We start from the raw sequence: 15,344 nt of genomic DNA, 5'->3' as shown, positions 1-15,344 counted from the left end.
TTAAAGAACCTCGTATTGTAATCGAGCAAGATCTTGAATATCTTTCAATAATTTGCGTTTGGAGAAGATCATTGACCATGAACTTCCTCCAGATTGACGCCATAAGTGCGCCAATTGTAATCCTGTAAATAATGCTGCACGAATACGATTGGTATGTGCGCTGTCCTTAAATGCTTCTGCATTGCCACGAACCATAATACGAGGGTTGATTTGTCCTGCTGTATCGACATAGGTTTGAGCTAAATTGGCAAGAATGCTTGGATGTAAATAATTATTATCAAAAAATGAAAGTTGTCTTAAAATTTTCTGTTGAGATTGTTCAATAATTTCGACAAATTTCGGATTACTATAGACTTTCTTTTCTAAATGGAGCAATGCCATGGCATAGCTCATCGGAAGTTTTGCACTGGAAAATTTAGGAATTTTAGATTTTGGCGCGGTATTAAAAGGTTGGGTAATACTGCTTTCTAGTGATTTTAAACCTAAGGAAATGTCGGACAGCTGATTAAAGTAATCTAAGGTTTGGCAGTTTTGAATCGACTGTGGTCGAATGTTTAAACTGGCTTTCACCAACTGTTCGAGATAGAAGTTACCGTATTCACCAATACTCTGTCGTCCTGTTAAAGCAGTCATATGGGTGAGCTGAGCAGATTGAAACACTGCCGCCAACGCCAAAGCTCTATTTTGACGTACATTCAGAGTTTGTAACTGTTGAAACGGTAACTCTGTCATGCGAAAAAATCCTTTAAATAAAATCAGGTTTTGGTGCATTGGTATGATGAATCACACCGCCACCTAAACAAACTTCATCTGTATAGAAAACGACACTTTGTCCTGGTGTAACGGCACGTTGTGGTTCATCGAATTCAACACGAACACCATTTGGCATGGTCGCATCTTTGAAAATCACACAACCTTGGTCAGGTTGGCGATAACGTGTTTTCGCCGTGCATCGGAAACCTGTTTCAGGAATCTCTTGTTCACCTGCAACCCAGTCAATGGCTTCACTCCAAAGAATGGTACTTTGCATGAGTGGATGTTCATGACCTTGGCCAATCACCAGACGATTGTTTTCAATATCTTTATATAAAACAAACCATGCGCCTTCAGCAGCACCTTTTAAACCACCTAAACCGATGCCACCACGCTGACCGAGCGTATAGTACATTAAGCCGTGATGTTCACCAACCTCTTTACCGTTATCGAGTACAATTTTTCCAGCTTGCGCAGGGAGGTATTGTTTTAAAAAGTCATTGAAACGACGCTCACCAATAAAACAAATACCGGTCGAATCTTTTTTCTTCGCCGTTGCAAGTCCAAGTTCTTCTGCTATACGACGAACTTCAGGTTTTTCAATTTCACCGACAGGGAACAAGGTCTTATTGATTTCACGACCATGCACTGCATGTAGGAAATAGGTTTGATCTTTGTTTTGATCATAGCCACGAAGTAGTGGCGCATATTCTTCATCACGTGAATTTTTTAAAGTTTCACCACGACGGCAGTAGTGACCAGTCGCAATAAAGTCTGCACCTAAGTTAATCGCATGATCTAAAAAGGCACGGAATTTAATTTCTTTATTGCAGAGAATATCTGGGTTTGGCGTACGACCTGCAGCATATTCGGCAAGGAAATGTTCAAAGACACGATCCCAATATTCCATGGCAAAGTTGGCAGTGTGAAGTTTGATCCCAATTTTGTCACATACGGCTTGCGCATCGGCAAGGTCTTCCATTGCCGTGCAGTATTCTGTGCCGTCATCTTCTTCCCAGTTTTTCATGAAAAGCCCTTCAACTTGATATCCTTGTTGAAGTAAAAGTGCCGCAGAAACAGAAGAGTCTACACCACCCGACATACCGACGATGACACGTTGTTGCATAGGATTAGGCATCCAAATTTGAATTAAAAGGAGAGTTTTGATGCTCATAAACGAGCGATAAAGGGAATTTTTGACCAGATAATGCATCTTTCACGGCTTTGATCACCAATGGACTACGAGCACGAGCTGATTCTTGCAACTCATCGAGTGTCATCCATTTTGGACCGACAATACCTGTATCTAAAGGTGCTTCTGGAAAGTATTCGAGCACATGGGCTAAAAAGCAAAATCTGTAATAGGTACGATCTGGAAACATGGGTGGGGTGTAGGTATAGATTCCTAATAACCCATCAATTTCGACCGCATGTCCCGTTTCTTCCATGGTTTCACGAATGGCAGCTTGAACAATGGTTTCATTCGCTTCAACGTGACCCGCAGGTTGGTTGAACACAGTATGTGTGACACCTTCTGTATGTTCTTCTACAAAAAGAAATTTTCCGTCTTTTTCAACGACAGTTGCAACAGTGACGTGAGCAGCCCAAGCGGTCATAGAACAGCACCAAGGAGAGAAAAGGCTATTCTACAAAATTTAGGCGTGTGTGGCTATGTTGAGTAGATATTTGTTTAGCGAAGGTGACTTATTTTCTTGAAATAAATCATATTTAGAGTATTCACTAGATGGCAAGCGCATAACATAATAAAATTAAAACAGCCTACTTATGTTATTGAGGCTGTTTTAAAAAAGTTGCTAATACTATATTTTATAAATAATAAAATTAGAATTTAACATCAGGTCTACACTATGATTTATGGTAGCATTAAATTATTGATTAAAAATAATGTCTTTACTTTTTTGAATCATGTCTTCAATTAAATCATTATCATTTCTAGCCCAAAAAATATCTTGATCATCACCTTCCCATATATATTGAGTATGGAATACAAACTCAATAATTTTATGATCTACATTCTTCAGTACTAAATTTCTTTCATCGATGTTTGAAATTTTGTGCTGATAAAACAAAATGATATGACAATGTTTATTATTTTTTTCGAAAATTTCTCTAAAAGTATTTAACTTCTGACGTAATAAATCGATATTACTTTTTTCTGTATAGCGATGATGATAAAGAAAAATAAAATTTTTATGACCAATACTTTTCTGAGTTCTTAAGATTCTTCTTTCAAAAGTTTGCACAAATTTTTCGTTCTTGACCCAATCATGATGAGTAAACTCAAAACCATTACAATGTAAATCATGGAATATATTATCTGAGCGATTATACAAACGACTTCTGAGAACCTCTTTCCAGTTTACATAGCCATATACAGTTTGGTCTTTATTTAATAAATCTTTAAAATTTTTATTTTGTATTTCAATGTTATAGTCAATATTCGAACGAGCGGATCCGTACAAAGAACTATAACTTTTTAGATTAGATCTTTGTAAAATAGAATCACTTAGACAGTTTTCTCCCAAAGATAACCAAAGAGAAGGATCATTTTTATTACGAAAAGTTTGAATGGTTTCATAAAATTTAGTAAATTTCTTTACTAATTTGATGGTCAATTTTTTAAAAATATTTATTTCAATCAAAAGCTTAAAATATTTATTCAATACTACATTATTATTTTAATTTTTTCTTTATTTATCAAGACTTTCTTATACAAAATAAATTTCATCGCTGATTCTGTGAAAGTTCTCTAATGGTTTTTAAATAATTGATTTTATTATTTTATTTGAATCTATGAATTTAATTTATGCCTTTTTCGCATTACAATAAGCACTCAAATGCGAAGCGATGTGCCGAGTTAGAGTTTACTGAGTAAAATTCATACTTAAATAAGTCATAGAAATTTTACACTTCACCAATATGCGCCATCACTTCCAAAATAGTTTCTCGTTTACCTCGATAATTTTCGCCTGCAAAAAACATTTTAGCTCTGTGTGGCAAACGTTCTTCAATTAAATCGAATAAAAAATAGTTGGCTGCCATATCCAGTGCATTGAAACGTTCTAAAGTTTCAGCATAAAGTTGAGCTTTAATTGTTGAACACTGATATTTAAATAAATACACCATGATCTGGTCAATGCTGTGATCATACCATTGTTGTTTAGCATCTAATTTCAAACTTGGATGAAGCTCACTATTCATATTCATTTTCTCATGATGAATTACTTAAATTATTAGCATAAATTTTATAATAATCGTTATGCAAAGCTGACTCGATGTCCTACAAAATGATTAAAAGAATTTTAAGTTTTTATTTCTTATAAATAAAAATAAGATTTCAATTTTGAAAAATCACAAATTGTGCTTATGTCTTCTTTTAAGAAATAAGCACGATAAAATTAGATTTGTTATTCGTTATTTCCTAAGTAATTCTCCGCAACCTTCACGTAATTCTGAGCAGAGTAAGGTAGGAAAGCCAACTCTTTTTCAGTCAGTTTGCGTACTTGTTTGACTGGACTTCCGACATACAAATAACCACTTTCTAAACGCTTGTTGGGTGGAACAAGTGAGCCTGCACCAATCATCACATCATCTTCAACAATCACATCATCCAAAATAATCGTTCCAATACCCACAAGCACACGATTACCAATGGTACAACCATGTAATTTCACATGATGACCAATGGTGACATCTTCACCAATAATGAGTGGTGAACCTTCAGGTTTATCGGCTTTCTTATGACTCACATGCAACATCGAATGATCTTGAACATTGGAATTTTTACCAATTTTAATAAAATTCACATCGCCACGGATCACCGCAAACGGCCATACAGAAACATTCTCAGCCAAAGAGACTTCACCAATCACCAGCGACATTTCATCGATATAACAAGTTGCATCAATTTTAGGATGGGAATCAAGATAGGGACGAATATTCTTAGTCATGAGTCACATTTAGTTTTCAAAGATTAAAATCAGTATAAATAAAAAAGCACCTATATCGAAATATAGATGCTTTAACTTCAGTCTAAGATGACTTATATAAAATCATATCTAGAACGTCAGGCTTAAAACAAGTTGCTAAAGAACTGTTTGATATGATCGATCATACGTGAGAAGAAACCAGCTTCTTCAACTGCTTGAAGGGCAACGAGAGGTTTTTCTGCAATGACTTTACCATTTAAGGTTGCAGTTAATTTACCAATCACTTGACCTTTTTGCAGTGGAGCATTCACATTCGGTTGAACAGAAACTTGCGTTTTAATGGCATCTGCTTGACCTTTAGGCATGGTCACATTGAACATTTCAACCAGACCTACGCTCACTTCATTTTCTTTACCAAACCAAACTTTAGACTTGGTAATTTCTTTGTTTGCAGGTTGAACATTGACTGTTTCAAAGTTTGCATAACCCCAAGACAACAATTCACGTGTTTGAGATGCACGATCATTCATCGATGGCGCACCAAAAATCACAGAAATCAAACGCATTGGACCACGTTTTGCAGAAGTCGTTAAACAATAACCTGCTTCTTCAGTATGACCTGTTTTTAAACCATCTACACTTGGGTCTGTATAGAGCAAGGCATTGCGGTTACCTTGTTTAATGCCATTAAAAGTAAACTCTTTTTCAGAATAAATTGGGTAATATTTAGAACTATCGTGAATGATATGTTTTGCCAAAGTTGCCATATCTTTGGCTGTTGAATAATGACCCTCAGCAGGCATACCCGTTGCGTTGATGAAATTGGTATTGGTCATGCCAATTTTCTTCGCTTCTTGATTCATCGCATGAGCAAAAGTACCTTCATTTCCAGAAATATGCTCAGCCATCGCTTTAGAAGCATCATTACCTGACTGGATGATGATACCGCGCAACATCTCAAGGACAGTCGCAGTGCCATTCAAAGGAACATACATACACGATTCAGAACTACTCCCACGACACCAAGCTGACTCGTTCATGCGAACTTTTTCATTTTCAGTCAGTTGTCCATTCAAAAGCTTTTGTTCAATGATGAAACTGGTCATCATTTTTGTCATAGAGGCTGGTGCAAGCTTTTCATTTTCATTTTTGCTAGCAAGAATTTGCCCTGTTTCATAATCCATCAGAACATATGATTTATTATTCAATTCAGGTGGGGTAGATAAAACAGTTGCTGCATATGAAAATGAAGGTAAAAGTACGAATGCAGCGATGGCGCTTTTTAGGGTCATTCTGAGTAGTTCCAATCTTATATGAATGCAAAATCAGCTTTGCATTCTAGGATAAAGCAAAGCTGACTTCTACAGGGAAATAAGGGTAATTTTGAACTAAATGTAACTATTTTATCGAGTATTTGCTTAAGACTGGTATTTTTTCACATCTTCACAAATTTGTTGGTTTTCTTTCTCAGTTGCGTGTTTAGCATCGTCACGCGCTTGTTTAAGCGCAGCTTTAAAATCTTTCTGTTTTGCCAAAGAATTTAAAGTGGTTTGAGGTGATTTTTCGTTCGGTAAATAATCTTTGAGTAGATGCGTATAACCCGTTTTAAATTCGTCATCAACTTTAATTAATTTTGGGCAAATTTCTGACAATACATAGATGGCAGCAAGTTCTTCTTTGGTCACTTGTTGTTGGGTTACATCAATATTTTCCGCTTTATCCTTTTCAGTATTGTCCTTGGCAAAACCCCAAGTAGACAACATCATGGATGATGTGAGTGTAAGAAATGCCAGTGTTTTACTTAATTGATTATTCATACAACAACTCAGAATTTATAACAAAATGATTGATATAGGATAAACAGATTTGATCTGAATAAAATAAAGAAAATGTATCAAAGCTGTTGGATTTATACATCATCTATGCAGAAAATAGGATAGATGATGTATGTTCCGCAGAACTTTGACACATTTCCTTTATGACACACCGTGTGAAGGATTCAATTAAAAAAATGATTCTTCATTTGATGTCAAAGCATTTTCACATTCCGCTTTGATGTCGCCAGCAGAAAGTGTTGCAGAATCTTTTTTTGCACTTTGGTAAAGGGCTTGATATTCAGCATCTTTCTGTAATTCAGCGAGTGATGAAGGTGCTGGAACTATGCGTTTTAATGCATCTTGAGTAAAGTTTGTAATATTTTCTTGCAAAAGCGCTTTATTACTCACAACTGCTGGGCAAACTTCTAACAAAATTTGTGAAGCAATGATATCTTCTTTGATCGTTTGATTTAATTCAGCTTGTTCGGAGCTATCTGCGTGGACTGCATTTATAGACAAAAATGTGATAGACCCAATCATAAACGTTCTTTTAAGTGAGTTAAATATCATTATTTATCCTTATGTTAAGTTAATATAGGACTCCAATATATAGTCTTGTTACAAATTTTCCAATTGTGTAATCTGCATAATGCGTTTTTTTTAGAGATTTTCAGTGAATATATTAATTTCCAATGACGATGGTGTTTTTGCGCCTGGTATTCAAGCTTTAGCAAAAGCATTGAAACCTTTAGGTCGAGTTGTCATTGTTGCGCCAGAAAGTGAAAGAAGTGGATTTTCAAGTGCTTTAACTTTAGATCGACCATTGCGACCGATTCAAATTGCACCCGATGTTTGGGCTATTAATGGTACACCGGCAGATTGCGTTTATTTATCCATGAACGGCATGTTCGATTTTGAATTTGATCTTGTGGTCAGTGGTATCAACAGTGGTGCAAACCTTGGTGATGATGTGCTTTATTCCGGAACGGTGGGTGCAGCATTTGAAGGTCGCTTAATGAAACAACCTGCCATTGCGGTGTCTTTGGCAGGCAGTAATGTACGATCTTACCAACAACCTGAAGATTATGCGCAGGCAGCCCAGTGGGTACATGACTTTATTGCTGATGGATTGCCGCAACTACCACCACGGCATATTTTCAATATTAATATTCCAGATATTCCATGCATCAAAGGCGCACAGATTACTTATCAAGGTCAACGGATTCAGTCCAAACCGATTACCACTCAGGTCGATCCGCGTGGTCGTCAAGTGTTATGGATTGGGTTGGCAGGTGAGGCGGTGACAGATCCGAAAAAAAGCTGTATTGATATTCAATCGGATTTTTTTGCGGTTGCGCATGGATATGTCAGTATTACCCCAATTCAAATGGACGCGACCAATTATTCGATATTGGAGACCTTGAAAATCCAGATGGGCTGTAAGAATATTGAGCTTCAATAAGTGTTATATGTTTGTGAAAAAGCATATTAATTTCATCAAAAAATGATTTATTTTGCTATCTTATTTCAATGATCATTTTTACATATATCCGTAGAGAGGGAGAGCATGCTTTTGGCTCGAACAGCGCAATTTTTTCAATTACCAAAAATATGGATAAATTCACTACTCATGTCGGTGGCAGTGGTTTCTGCTGTGGCGATAACAGGGTGTGCATCTAAGCCACAAATTAATAACCCTACACGTTATGCCAATGCACCTGATTATTATACTGTTCGATCAGGAGATACATTGAGTAGTATTGCAACACGTTATGGTTTGAGTTATCAAAGTATCGCAGATATGAACGATATTGCACCGCCGTATCGAATTTATGTCAATCAATCGATTCGTTTGAAAAGTGGAAGTCGTCCACAACAACGCCCAGCAACACGTCCATTAACGTCTTCTACAGTGGATAAACCAATTCAACGCCAAACAGTTCCACTTCCAAGCTATCAAGCAAATACCAACGTACAGCAACCAACGGTACAACGTACACCAATGGTTCAACAAACGGTACCAACAGCTCCACCGACTCAAGTGGGTACTACAGCTTTAAAGTGGATTAAACCTTCAAATGGACCTGTTTTAGAAAGATTTAGTCCAAATGCCAATATTAAAGGTGTGCGTTTTGGTGGAAATGTAGGGGATCCTGTAGTTGCTGCTGCAGATGGACAAGTGGTTTATGCAGCAGATGGATTAAAAGAATATGGTAATTTGGTTCTCATTAAACACGTCTCTGGTTATATCTCAGCCTATGCGCACAACAGTAAAATTTTGGTGAAAAGTGGACAAAATGTGACTGCAGGACAACAGATTGCAGCAATGGGTTCAAGCGGGACTACACGCACGATGCTGGAGTTTCAGGTGCGATTAGACGGTAAGCCGATCAATCCAGAAAATATTTTACCAATCAATTGAATTTAGTTGGTGCAAACTGAAAATTTCTTCGTATAATACAAAGAGTTGCTTTTATCTAAAAAGGATGAAGCATCTCATAATTTCAGAGGGAAATTTATGTTAGATCAACTTAGATCAATGGGTGTATTTGCCTGTGTTGTTGAGAAGAGCTCATTTAGTGGTGCTGCTCGTGATTTGGGGATCACTACAAGTGCTGTGAGTCAGCAAATACGGTCATTAGAACAAGAAATGGAAGTCACGCTTCTACACCGTTCTACAAGAAGATTAAGTTTAACGGAAGCTGGTCAGGCATTTTTTCATAGTTGTCAAGAAATGCTTGCCGCTGCTGAACGCGGTAAAATTCGAATTAATGAGTTGCGAGATGATTTAGTTGGAGATTTACGTATTGCGGCAACGCCAGAACTGGGTGCAACCCACTTAGTTCCAGCATTGTCACATTGGATTTCAGCGCACCGTGGACTTACAGTTCATTTTGAAGCAGAAAATCAATCTATTGATTTAATTCAAGAAAGAATTGATATTGCGATTCGCATGTGTCCTAAAGTAGAAGATACGAATAACTTAAGCTCTGTACCGCTTGCTCGTGTAGATCAAGTGCTTGTCGCTTCGCCAAGTTATTTAAATCAAAATACGCCAATTTCACGTCCAGAAGATTTGTCAAATCATGATTTGATCCCAGTCACGATCATGAAAAATAACCAATCTTTTGTATTCCAGCATGCTGGTACAAGTGAAGTTGTGAACATGGAAATGAAGCATCGTTTGCAATCAAACAATGTTTTTATTGCTAAATCGCTTTGTCAAAGTGGTCACGGTATTGCTCGTGTTCTTTACCTTGATGTTCAAAAAGAATTGATGAACGGTACTTTGGTAGAAGTTTTACCAGAATGGAAGTTACCGGCGTATACGTTGAATGCGATGATGCTCAAACGTGAACAGCAACCAATGAAGATTCATCGTTGTTTAGATGCGTTAAAGCAATATTTCAGTCAACTTCCTGGTGGTCGTATTTACCAAGAAGCATCTTAAGATTTTTATATTAAAATGATATTGTGAATGTTTTATTCTTTTTATAAATAAAATTTTGACATAATTTAAAATATTAAAATCTGTGAAAAGCCGCATTTGCGGCTTTTTTGTTTTTAAAAAGAGTGTAACTTGTGCGTCGAACTGAGTATGCCTCAGTTCGACCTAGCGACTTATTTCAAAAAGTTTTTAATGGCAGGCACAAGGCGATTGAGCAAATCATCCGCTTGTTGATGGTTCATATTCAGAGCAGGAAGTAAGCGCACGACATTGCCTGCAGTGACATTAATAATCAAATTGTGCTCGTCACGTGCGATATTCACCAATTCTGCACATGCTTTTGGTAATTCAATGCCAATCATCATACCGAAACCACGCACAATCACATTTTGATCTGCAAGTTGTGTACGGAATTGATCGACCAAATAAGTACCAATTTCAGCAGCATTGGCAACAATATTTTCTTTTTGCATTAAGTCAATAATGGTATAGACAATACGTGAACCAAGCGCCGTACCACTATAAGTAGAACCATGATTACCTGCAGTGAGAATGCCGACACCTTTACCTTGTGTCATTACAGCACCAATCGGGAAGCCATTGCCTAAACCTTTTGCAGTCGTTAAGACATCAGGGATGATGCTGGTGTGTTGATAAGCAAAGTATTTACCTGTACGACCATTACCTGTTTGCACTTCATCAAGCATCATGAGCCAGTTATGCTGATTACAGATATGGCGAATTTCTTCTAAGTAACTAAAGCCTTGAGGTGCAGTATTTACACCACCTTCACCTTGAATTGGTTCAACCAAAATGGCTACGATGTCAGGATGATTGATCGCCGCTTCTTCAATCGCTTCAATATCGCCAAATGGCACACGAATAAAGCCTTCTACCAGTGGTCCAAAACCTTCCTGTACTTTTTTATTGCCCGTTGCAGAAAGGGTTGCCATGGTACGACCATGGAAAGAATGATCTGCAACAATGATTTTAGGTAGGGCAATACCTTGCATATGACCATATTTACGTGCAATTTTGATCGCACCTTCATTTGATTCAGCGCCACTATTTGAGAAGAAAATTTCTTCCATGCCAGAAACTTCAGCGAGTTTTTGTGCAGCAGCCGTTTGCCAAGGCACTTCATAGATGTTGCTGGTATGAATAAGCGTTGCAGCTTGATCTGCAATGGCTTCAGCCAATACAGGATGAGCATGACCTAAACCACACACAGCAATACCGGTTAAAGCATCTAGATACTCTGAACCATCTTCAGTATATAGATAAGAACCGCTTCCTCGGACAAAGCTGATCGGTTGACGGCTAAATACAGGCATCAAATGTGAAGGTTGATCAGGTTGCACCGGAGCGAGGGTAATGTTGTTCATGACAAACTCTTATCTATAAGGTGAAAAAGAAAAGTTTATCTAATCAAAAACCAGCGCAGATTAAAAGTGCAAATACAAATAAAATTGGAAATATTCAGCAAGACGTATTCTTTAATGTGGATTTAGGTATAATGCATCCAGATGAGTTGAGGATTTAATCAATGACTGAACAAGCGCGTGATACAGAAGCGTTAATTCGCGATCAAATAGCTAAACATGCTGTACTTCTTTATATGAAGGGTACTCCACAATTTCCACAATGTGGTTTCTCTGCGCGTGCAGTAGAAGCATTAAGCCAAATCGGTCGTCCATTTGCTTATGTCAATATTTTGGAAAATCAAGATATTCGTGCAACTTTGCCACAAATTGCGAATTGGCCTACATTCCCACAATTGTGGATCAATGGCGAACTCATTGGTGGTAGCGATATTATGCTTGAAATGTTCCAAACTGGTGAATTAAAAACATTGGTTGAACAATACAGCCCAGCTCCTGAAGCTTAATTCAGTGACAGATTAAAAAAGCGCCTTGAGGGCGCTTTTTTAATGTGTGTACTTTAAATCTTTTGATCACTGATTTTACTGCGAAATAATTTTTCAATTTCTTCTAAAGGGTAGGTCTTTTCATCATCAGGGATGTTTTTATTTTTAATATAACAGTAAAGCCAAACGATAAAAGTCACTGCAATAACAAGCAAACAGTAATAGGGAAAGCTGGATCTCCCTGCTTCAAACAGGGTTGTATTCATTTGCCAAAATTGAAAGATGAACAATACGAGCATATTGATTGCGGCACAATATTTGATATACGTCTTATTTAGTGTTGTTTTAAGTGAAGGAAAATTTGTGGTATCCCAATGAAAGAAATTGTTCAATTTTTCAAAAATAGAATGTAATTCTGGTGTTGATTTTCCAACTTTATTACTGATTTCTAAAATCAAATAAAGCTTGAACAACGTTGAGATATTGATTTTAGTGGCATCCATTTCAGCAAGTTGGGCATCCTCAATCTGTTTAAAGAATCCCATCTGTGAATAGAAGAGGGTTTTCAAATCATGATGGTTGATGACTGGAAAGTATGCTTGAGCATATTTTGATTGAAACTCGACAGACGCATTTTCGAAGTCAATATAATTAGCGATGATTGAAGTCGGTAGTTTGTAAATTTCGTTTTTTAAAATAAAAGAGTCTAAATTTTCTGTCATTTTATTGTTTTGTCTTATGTAATTAGATTGAATTTTAGCTTGGAAATTGAGTTTATAGAAGTATTTTTAAAGTTCTTGTGGGTAAAATTGTATTTTACCCACAAGTTTGATAAGACATTATTCAGAGATTGTTGGTAACTCTATTTCGCATTGTTTTCAACGCTGTCGAGAGGTTGCTCCAACTTTTCTTTTTTCTTCTTTTTTTTCTTTTTCTTTGGCTTTTCCTCTTCAATCTCAGCACCATCTTCAATGGCTTGCCAGTATTCGAGCTGTTCCATCACCGCAGCAAAAATAGAACCTTTCGTATAGCGACCTTTTTTGTCCATGTTGCCGACTGGACGTGCCATCAAAATTTCTAAAGCTTGTGCGATATTATCAATGGCATGGATATGGAATTCACCTGCTTTAACAGCATCAATGACATCCTGACGAATCATGAGGTGTTCCATATTTTGACGGGGAATAATCACACCTTGTTTGCCTGTTAACCCTTGAAGTTTACACGCATCGAAGAAACCTTCAATTTTGGCATTCACACCACCAATGGGTTGCACTTGACCCAACTGGTTCATCGAACCTGTAATCGCCCAAGACTGATCAATTGGCAATTGGCTGATTGCAGAAATTAATGCAGAAAGCTCAGCAACAGTGGCACTGTCACCATCAACTTGACCGTAACTTTGTTCGAAGGCGAGGGCAGCAGAAAAATGTAAAATTTGTTCACGACCAAAGTGTGCTTTTAAGAAACTCGACATGAGGAGCACACCCTTGGCATGCAGTGAGCCACCAAGCTCAACACTTCGCTCAATATCGAGAATATCACCGCCACCTTGATAAACCGAAGCGGTTAAGCGTGAAGGTAAACCAAACTCGACATCTGCATAATGAATAACGGATAGGGCATTAATTTGACCTAATCGATGCCCACGGGTTTCAATCAGCTGTGTGCCACGTGACAAGTCTTGCCAATACAATTCACGCAAATAGCCTAAGCGATACTGACGATGTTTTAATGCAGTACTGATATGGGCTGCGGTGACCATTTTGTCGCCTGCTTTAAAAGCATGATGATGCGACTCACGAATCAGGTCACCCAAGGTTAACGCATGCAATGACAATGAACTTTGGTCTTCTGCTTGACGGCTGGAATCTGTTAAAAGTGCAGCAAGGGCAGAGCGATCAAAAGGTAGCAACTTGTCAGCTTGCACATAGTCTGCAATCAATTGCATGTATGCTTGTTCGTTTTCGTCATTACGTTGTAATGTATCTGTAAAGTCAGCACGAATTTTAAATACACTACCAAGCTCTGGTTCTACTTCAAGTATTTCGTAATAAATCTCAGGCTCAGCCAGTAAAATGACTTTTAAATCAAGTGGGATTGCTTGTGGCTCAATTGAAATACTACCTGTGAGGGTAATCATATGTTCAAGTGATGAAAGTTTGAGTTTGCCAGATTTTAAAGCACGTTTAAGCCCTTGCCATGCATATGGCTGTTCTAAGAGCTGTTCAGCTTCTAGCATTAAGAAACCGCCATTGGCACGGTGTAGGGCCCCTGGACGTATTAAAGTGAAATCTGAGCTAATGGTGCCATTTTGAGTGAGCTGTTCAACATGACCGAGCAAATTATAATGTGTTGGAAAATCTTCAAAAATGACGGGTGCACCAGAGTTCGGTCGATTACTAATCACGACATTGGCTTGGTAGCGTGACGGTACATGATTAAATATTGCAGGTGAAAACTCAGTTTCCTCTTGCTCTAAAATGGTTTCAATATTTTCAATAATGTCATCAGCATAGAGTTTCAGATATTGTTGTAAACCTTCAATATCGGGAAATTTATTTAAGATGACTTCCATACGTGGAATGATCACTTGTTTTCCAATTTCACGATTCAGCTCTGAAACTAAATCTCGAGCTTCATCTTCAAGATCACCTAACTGTAATCCTAAGCGTTCAAGCTTTTTATCCATATAGCGGATATTGGAAGCAATTTCTGAGCGCTCTTTAGTGCTTAATGCATTAATGTCTTCTTGTGACATTTCTTGCACTTGATCATCTTTAAAATGTACTGGAATAAAGACATGCTCATCATTGCGATTGATCAGTTTAAGGTCGAGTTCTTCACCCTCTTTGGTCAGTTCAATCAATGCTTGTTGCTGTTCATTACCTGTAATCAAGCGAATTTTTTCAATTCGATTGTGATAGGTTTCAGCGCTGAAGCGACGTTCCAATTGTTTTAAATTGTTTTGCCAAGTTTGATGGAGTAGATTTTGAAATTTAACGCCTTGACCCGCAGGGAATCTTAAAACAATGGGGTTGCGTGCGTATTTGAAGTTATTGACATAGACCCAGTCGTCAGGCGTCGGCATATCCTTGGCATGTTGCTGAAGCAAACGTTTGATCATGGTACGTTTACCTAAGCCTGCTGTCCCCACAGCAAAGATGTTATATCCCGAATAAGGCAACGAAATCCCTGCCTCTACAGATGCTTTGGCACGGTCTTGACCCAAGAAATTATTTAACGGCTTAATTCGCTTTGTGGAAGCAGGAATTTTTGCTGTATTGGGTATATGAGTCAGTTGTTCTGGTTTTAATGCTGTTTGTGTCAATGTGTTTTGAATTTCCGTTTGTTCAAATACTGAGGGTAAGGTATTTACAATTTCTTCTATATTTGTGGTAGTCGTAATATTGGATAAAGCATTTGAGTTAATTTGATCGTGTCTTTTCGTCACAGGTGAAATCCAAAACTAATATATACAGTTGAAAACTTAAAGGTATACAGGTTTA

General features: G+C 37.5%; 16 protein-coding genes. 4 read left to right on the top strand and 12 right to left on the bottom strand.

The genetic code is table 11. The features are described from left to right. The 9 genes from hflD to G8E00_RS10565 form a co-directional block, all read right to left on the bottom strand. Nucleotides 1–732, bottom strand: a complete 732-nt coding sequence (gene hflD, locus G8E00_RS10605) for a high frequency lysogenization protein HflD (protein ID WP_166224446.1) — start codon at nucleotides 730–732, stop codon at nucleotides 1–3. A gap of 13 nt (nucleotides 733–745) precedes the next feature. Beyond that, entirely contained in the window at nucleotides 746–1,879 is a 1,134-nt protein-coding gene (gene mnmA, locus G8E00_RS10600; RefSeq protein ID WP_166224443.1) for a tRNA 2-thiouridine(34) synthase MnmA, read from the bottom strand. A gap of 4 nt (nucleotides 1,880–1,883) precedes the next feature. Further along, complete coding sequence (locus G8E00_RS10595; protein ID WP_166224440.1) at nucleotides 1,884–2,369, bottom strand: NUDIX hydrolase; 486 nt, start codon at nucleotides 2,367–2,369, stop codon at nucleotides 1,884–1,886. A 273-nt stretch (nucleotides 2,370–2,642) separates the two neighbouring features. Next, complete coding sequence (locus tag G8E00_RS10590; protein WP_166224437.1) at nucleotides 2,643–3,437, bottom strand: DUF1796 family putative cysteine peptidase; 795 nt, start codon at nucleotides 3,435–3,437, stop codon at nucleotides 2,643–2,645. Nucleotides 3,438–3,678: 241 nt separating this feature from the next. Beyond that, nucleotides 3,679–3,975 carry a hypothetical protein gene (locus G8E00_RS10585; protein ID WP_166224434.1) on the bottom strand — a complete coding sequence of 99 codons (297 nt, stop codon included), beginning with the start codon at nucleotides 3,973–3,975 and terminating at the stop codon, nucleotides 3,679–3,681. Between the two features lie 206 nt (nucleotides 3,976–4,181). After that, nucleotides 4,182–4,724: a gamma carbonic anhydrase family protein gene (locus G8E00_RS10580; protein WP_166224431.1), complete on the bottom strand. Its 543-nt coding sequence runs from the start codon at nucleotides 4,722–4,724 to the stop codon at nucleotides 4,182–4,184. Between the two features lie 122 nt (nucleotides 4,725–4,846). After that, the gene (gene dacC, locus G8E00_RS10575) at nucleotides 4,847–5,995 is read right to left on the bottom strand and encodes a D-alanyl-D-alanine carboxypeptidase PBP5/6 (protein WP_166010557.1); all 1,149 of its coding nucleotides are present in this window, start codon (nucleotides 5,993–5,995) and stop codon (nucleotides 4,847–4,849) included. 126 nt (nucleotides 5,996–6,121) lie between these two features. After that, nucleotides 6,122–6,520 carry an MCR_0457 family protein gene (locus G8E00_RS10570; RefSeq protein ID WP_166010555.1) on the bottom strand — a complete coding sequence of 133 codons (399 nt, stop codon included), beginning with the start codon at nucleotides 6,518–6,520 and terminating at the stop codon, nucleotides 6,122–6,124. Between the two features lie 186 nt (nucleotides 6,521–6,706). Further along, the gene (locus tag G8E00_RS10565; RefSeq protein WP_166224428.1) at nucleotides 6,707–7,060 is read right to left on the bottom strand and encodes an MCR_0457 family protein; all 354 of its coding nucleotides are present in this window, start codon (nucleotides 7,058–7,060) and stop codon (nucleotides 6,707–6,709) included. Between the two features lie 133 nt (nucleotides 7,061–7,193). Here G8E00_RS10565 and surE point away from each other — a divergent pair, with 133 nt between their 5' ends. The 3 genes from surE to G8E00_RS10550 all read left to right on the top strand — a co-directional run bounded on the left by surE (nucleotide 7,194) and on the right by G8E00_RS10550 (nucleotide 9,971). Further along, the gene (gene surE, locus G8E00_RS10560; RefSeq protein WP_166010551.1) at nucleotides 7,194–7,982 is read left to right on the top strand and encodes a 5'/3'-nucleotidase SurE; all 789 of its coding nucleotides are present in this window, start codon (nucleotides 7,194–7,196) and stop codon (nucleotides 7,980–7,982) included. Between the two features lie 105 nt (nucleotides 7,983–8,087). After that, complete coding sequence (locus G8E00_RS10555; RefSeq protein ID WP_166224425.1) at nucleotides 8,088–8,942, top strand: peptidoglycan DD-metalloendopeptidase family protein; 855 nt, start codon at nucleotides 8,088–8,090, stop codon at nucleotides 8,940–8,942. 96 nt (nucleotides 8,943–9,038) lie between these two features. Beyond that, entirely contained in the window at nucleotides 9,039–9,971 is a 933-nt protein-coding gene (locus G8E00_RS10550) for a LysR family transcriptional regulator (RefSeq protein WP_166224422.1), read from the top strand. Between the two features lie 170 nt (nucleotides 9,972–10,141). On the opposite strand, the gene G8E00_RS10545 is transcribed toward G8E00_RS10550, so the two are convergent. Continuing rightward, a complete protein-coding gene (locus tag G8E00_RS10545) occupies nucleotides 10,142–11,353 on the bottom strand; it encodes an aspartate aminotransferase family protein (RefSeq protein WP_166224419.1) in 1,212 nt (403 codons plus the stop codon). Between the two features lie 161 nt (nucleotides 11,354–11,514). On the opposite strand from G8E00_RS10545, the gene grxD reads away from it, so the two are divergent. Next, nucleotides 11,515–11,856: a Grx4 family monothiol glutaredoxin gene (gene grxD, locus G8E00_RS10540; RefSeq protein ID WP_166009035.1), complete on the top strand. Its 342-nt coding sequence runs from the start codon at nucleotides 11,515–11,517 to the stop codon at nucleotides 11,854–11,856. A 53-nt stretch (nucleotides 11,857–11,909) separates the two neighbouring features. Here the strand turns inward: grxD and G8E00_RS10535 are convergent, their stop codons facing one another. Both G8E00_RS10535 and G8E00_RS10530 read right to left on the bottom strand, forming a co-directional pair. Further along, nucleotides 11,910–12,557 (bottom strand): hypothetical protein, encoded by a 648-nt coding sequence (locus G8E00_RS10535; protein WP_166009037.1) that lies wholly within the window; start codon nucleotides 12,555–12,557, stop codon nucleotides 11,910–11,912. Between the two features lie 140 nt (nucleotides 12,558–12,697). Then, nucleotides 12,698–15,289: a Lon protease family protein gene (locus G8E00_RS10530; protein ID WP_166224416.1), complete on the bottom strand. Its 2,592-nt coding sequence runs from the start codon at nucleotides 15,287–15,289 to the stop codon at nucleotides 12,698–12,700. Nucleotides 15,290–15,344: the final 55 nt, after the last annotated feature.

It is taken from the genome of Acinetobacter shaoyimingii (assembly GCF_011578045.1).
GTDB lineage: Bacteria > Pseudomonadota > Gammaproteobacteria > Pseudomonadales > Moraxellaceae > Acinetobacter > Acinetobacter shaoyimingii.
Note: the sequence above shows the minus strand (reverse complement) of the source record. Positions and strands in the feature narration are given on the sequence as shown.

Excerpts from the sequence above, each read along its gene's own strand:
- hflD (WP_166224446.1), bottom strand. The coding sequence starts at position 732 with ATGACAGAGTTACCGTTTCAACAGTTACAAACTCTGAATGTACGTCAA.
- mnmA (WP_166224443.1), bottom strand. The coding sequence starts at position 1,879 with ATGCAACAACGTGTCATCGTCGGTATGTCGGGTGGTGTAGACTCTTCT.
- G8E00_RS10595 (WP_166224440.1), bottom strand. The coding sequence starts at position 2,369 with ATGACCGCTTGGGCTGCTCACGTCACTGTTGCAACTGTCGTTGAAAAA.
- G8E00_RS10585 (WP_166224434.1), bottom strand. The coding sequence starts at position 3,975 with ATGAATAGTGAGCTTCATCCAAGTTTGAAATTAGATGCTAAACAACAA.
- G8E00_RS10580 (WP_166224431.1), bottom strand. The coding sequence starts at position 4,724 with ATGACTAAGAATATTCGTCCCTATCTTGATTCCCATCCTAAAATTGAT.
- dacC (WP_166010557.1), bottom strand. The coding sequence starts at position 5,995 with ATGACCCTAAAAAGCGCCATCGCTGCATTCGTACTTTTACCTTCATTT.
- G8E00_RS10570 (WP_166010555.1), bottom strand. The coding sequence starts at position 6,520 with ATGAATAATCAATTAAGTAAAACACTGGCATTTCTTACACTCACATCA.
- G8E00_RS10565 (WP_166224428.1), bottom strand. The coding sequence starts at position 7,060 with ATGATTGGGTCTATCACATTTTTGTCTATAAATGCAGTCCACGCAGAT.
- G8E00_RS10555 (WP_166224425.1), top strand. The coding sequence starts at position 8,088 with ATGCTTTTGGCTCGAACAGCGCAATTTTTTCAATTACCAAAAATATGG.
- G8E00_RS10550 (WP_166224422.1), top strand. The coding sequence starts at position 9,039 with ATGTTAGATCAACTTAGATCAATGGGTGTATTTGCCTGTGTTGTTGAG.
- G8E00_RS10545 (WP_166224419.1), bottom strand. The coding sequence starts at position 11,353 with ATGAACAACATTACCCTCGCTCCGGTGCAACCTGATCAACCTTCACAT.
- grxD (WP_166009035.1), top strand. The coding sequence starts at position 11,515 with ATGACTGAACAAGCGCGTGATACAGAAGCGTTAATTCGCGATCAAATA.
- G8E00_RS10535 (WP_166009037.1), bottom strand. The coding sequence starts at position 12,557 with ATGACAGAAAATTTAGACTCTTTTATTTTAAAAAACGAAATTTACAAA.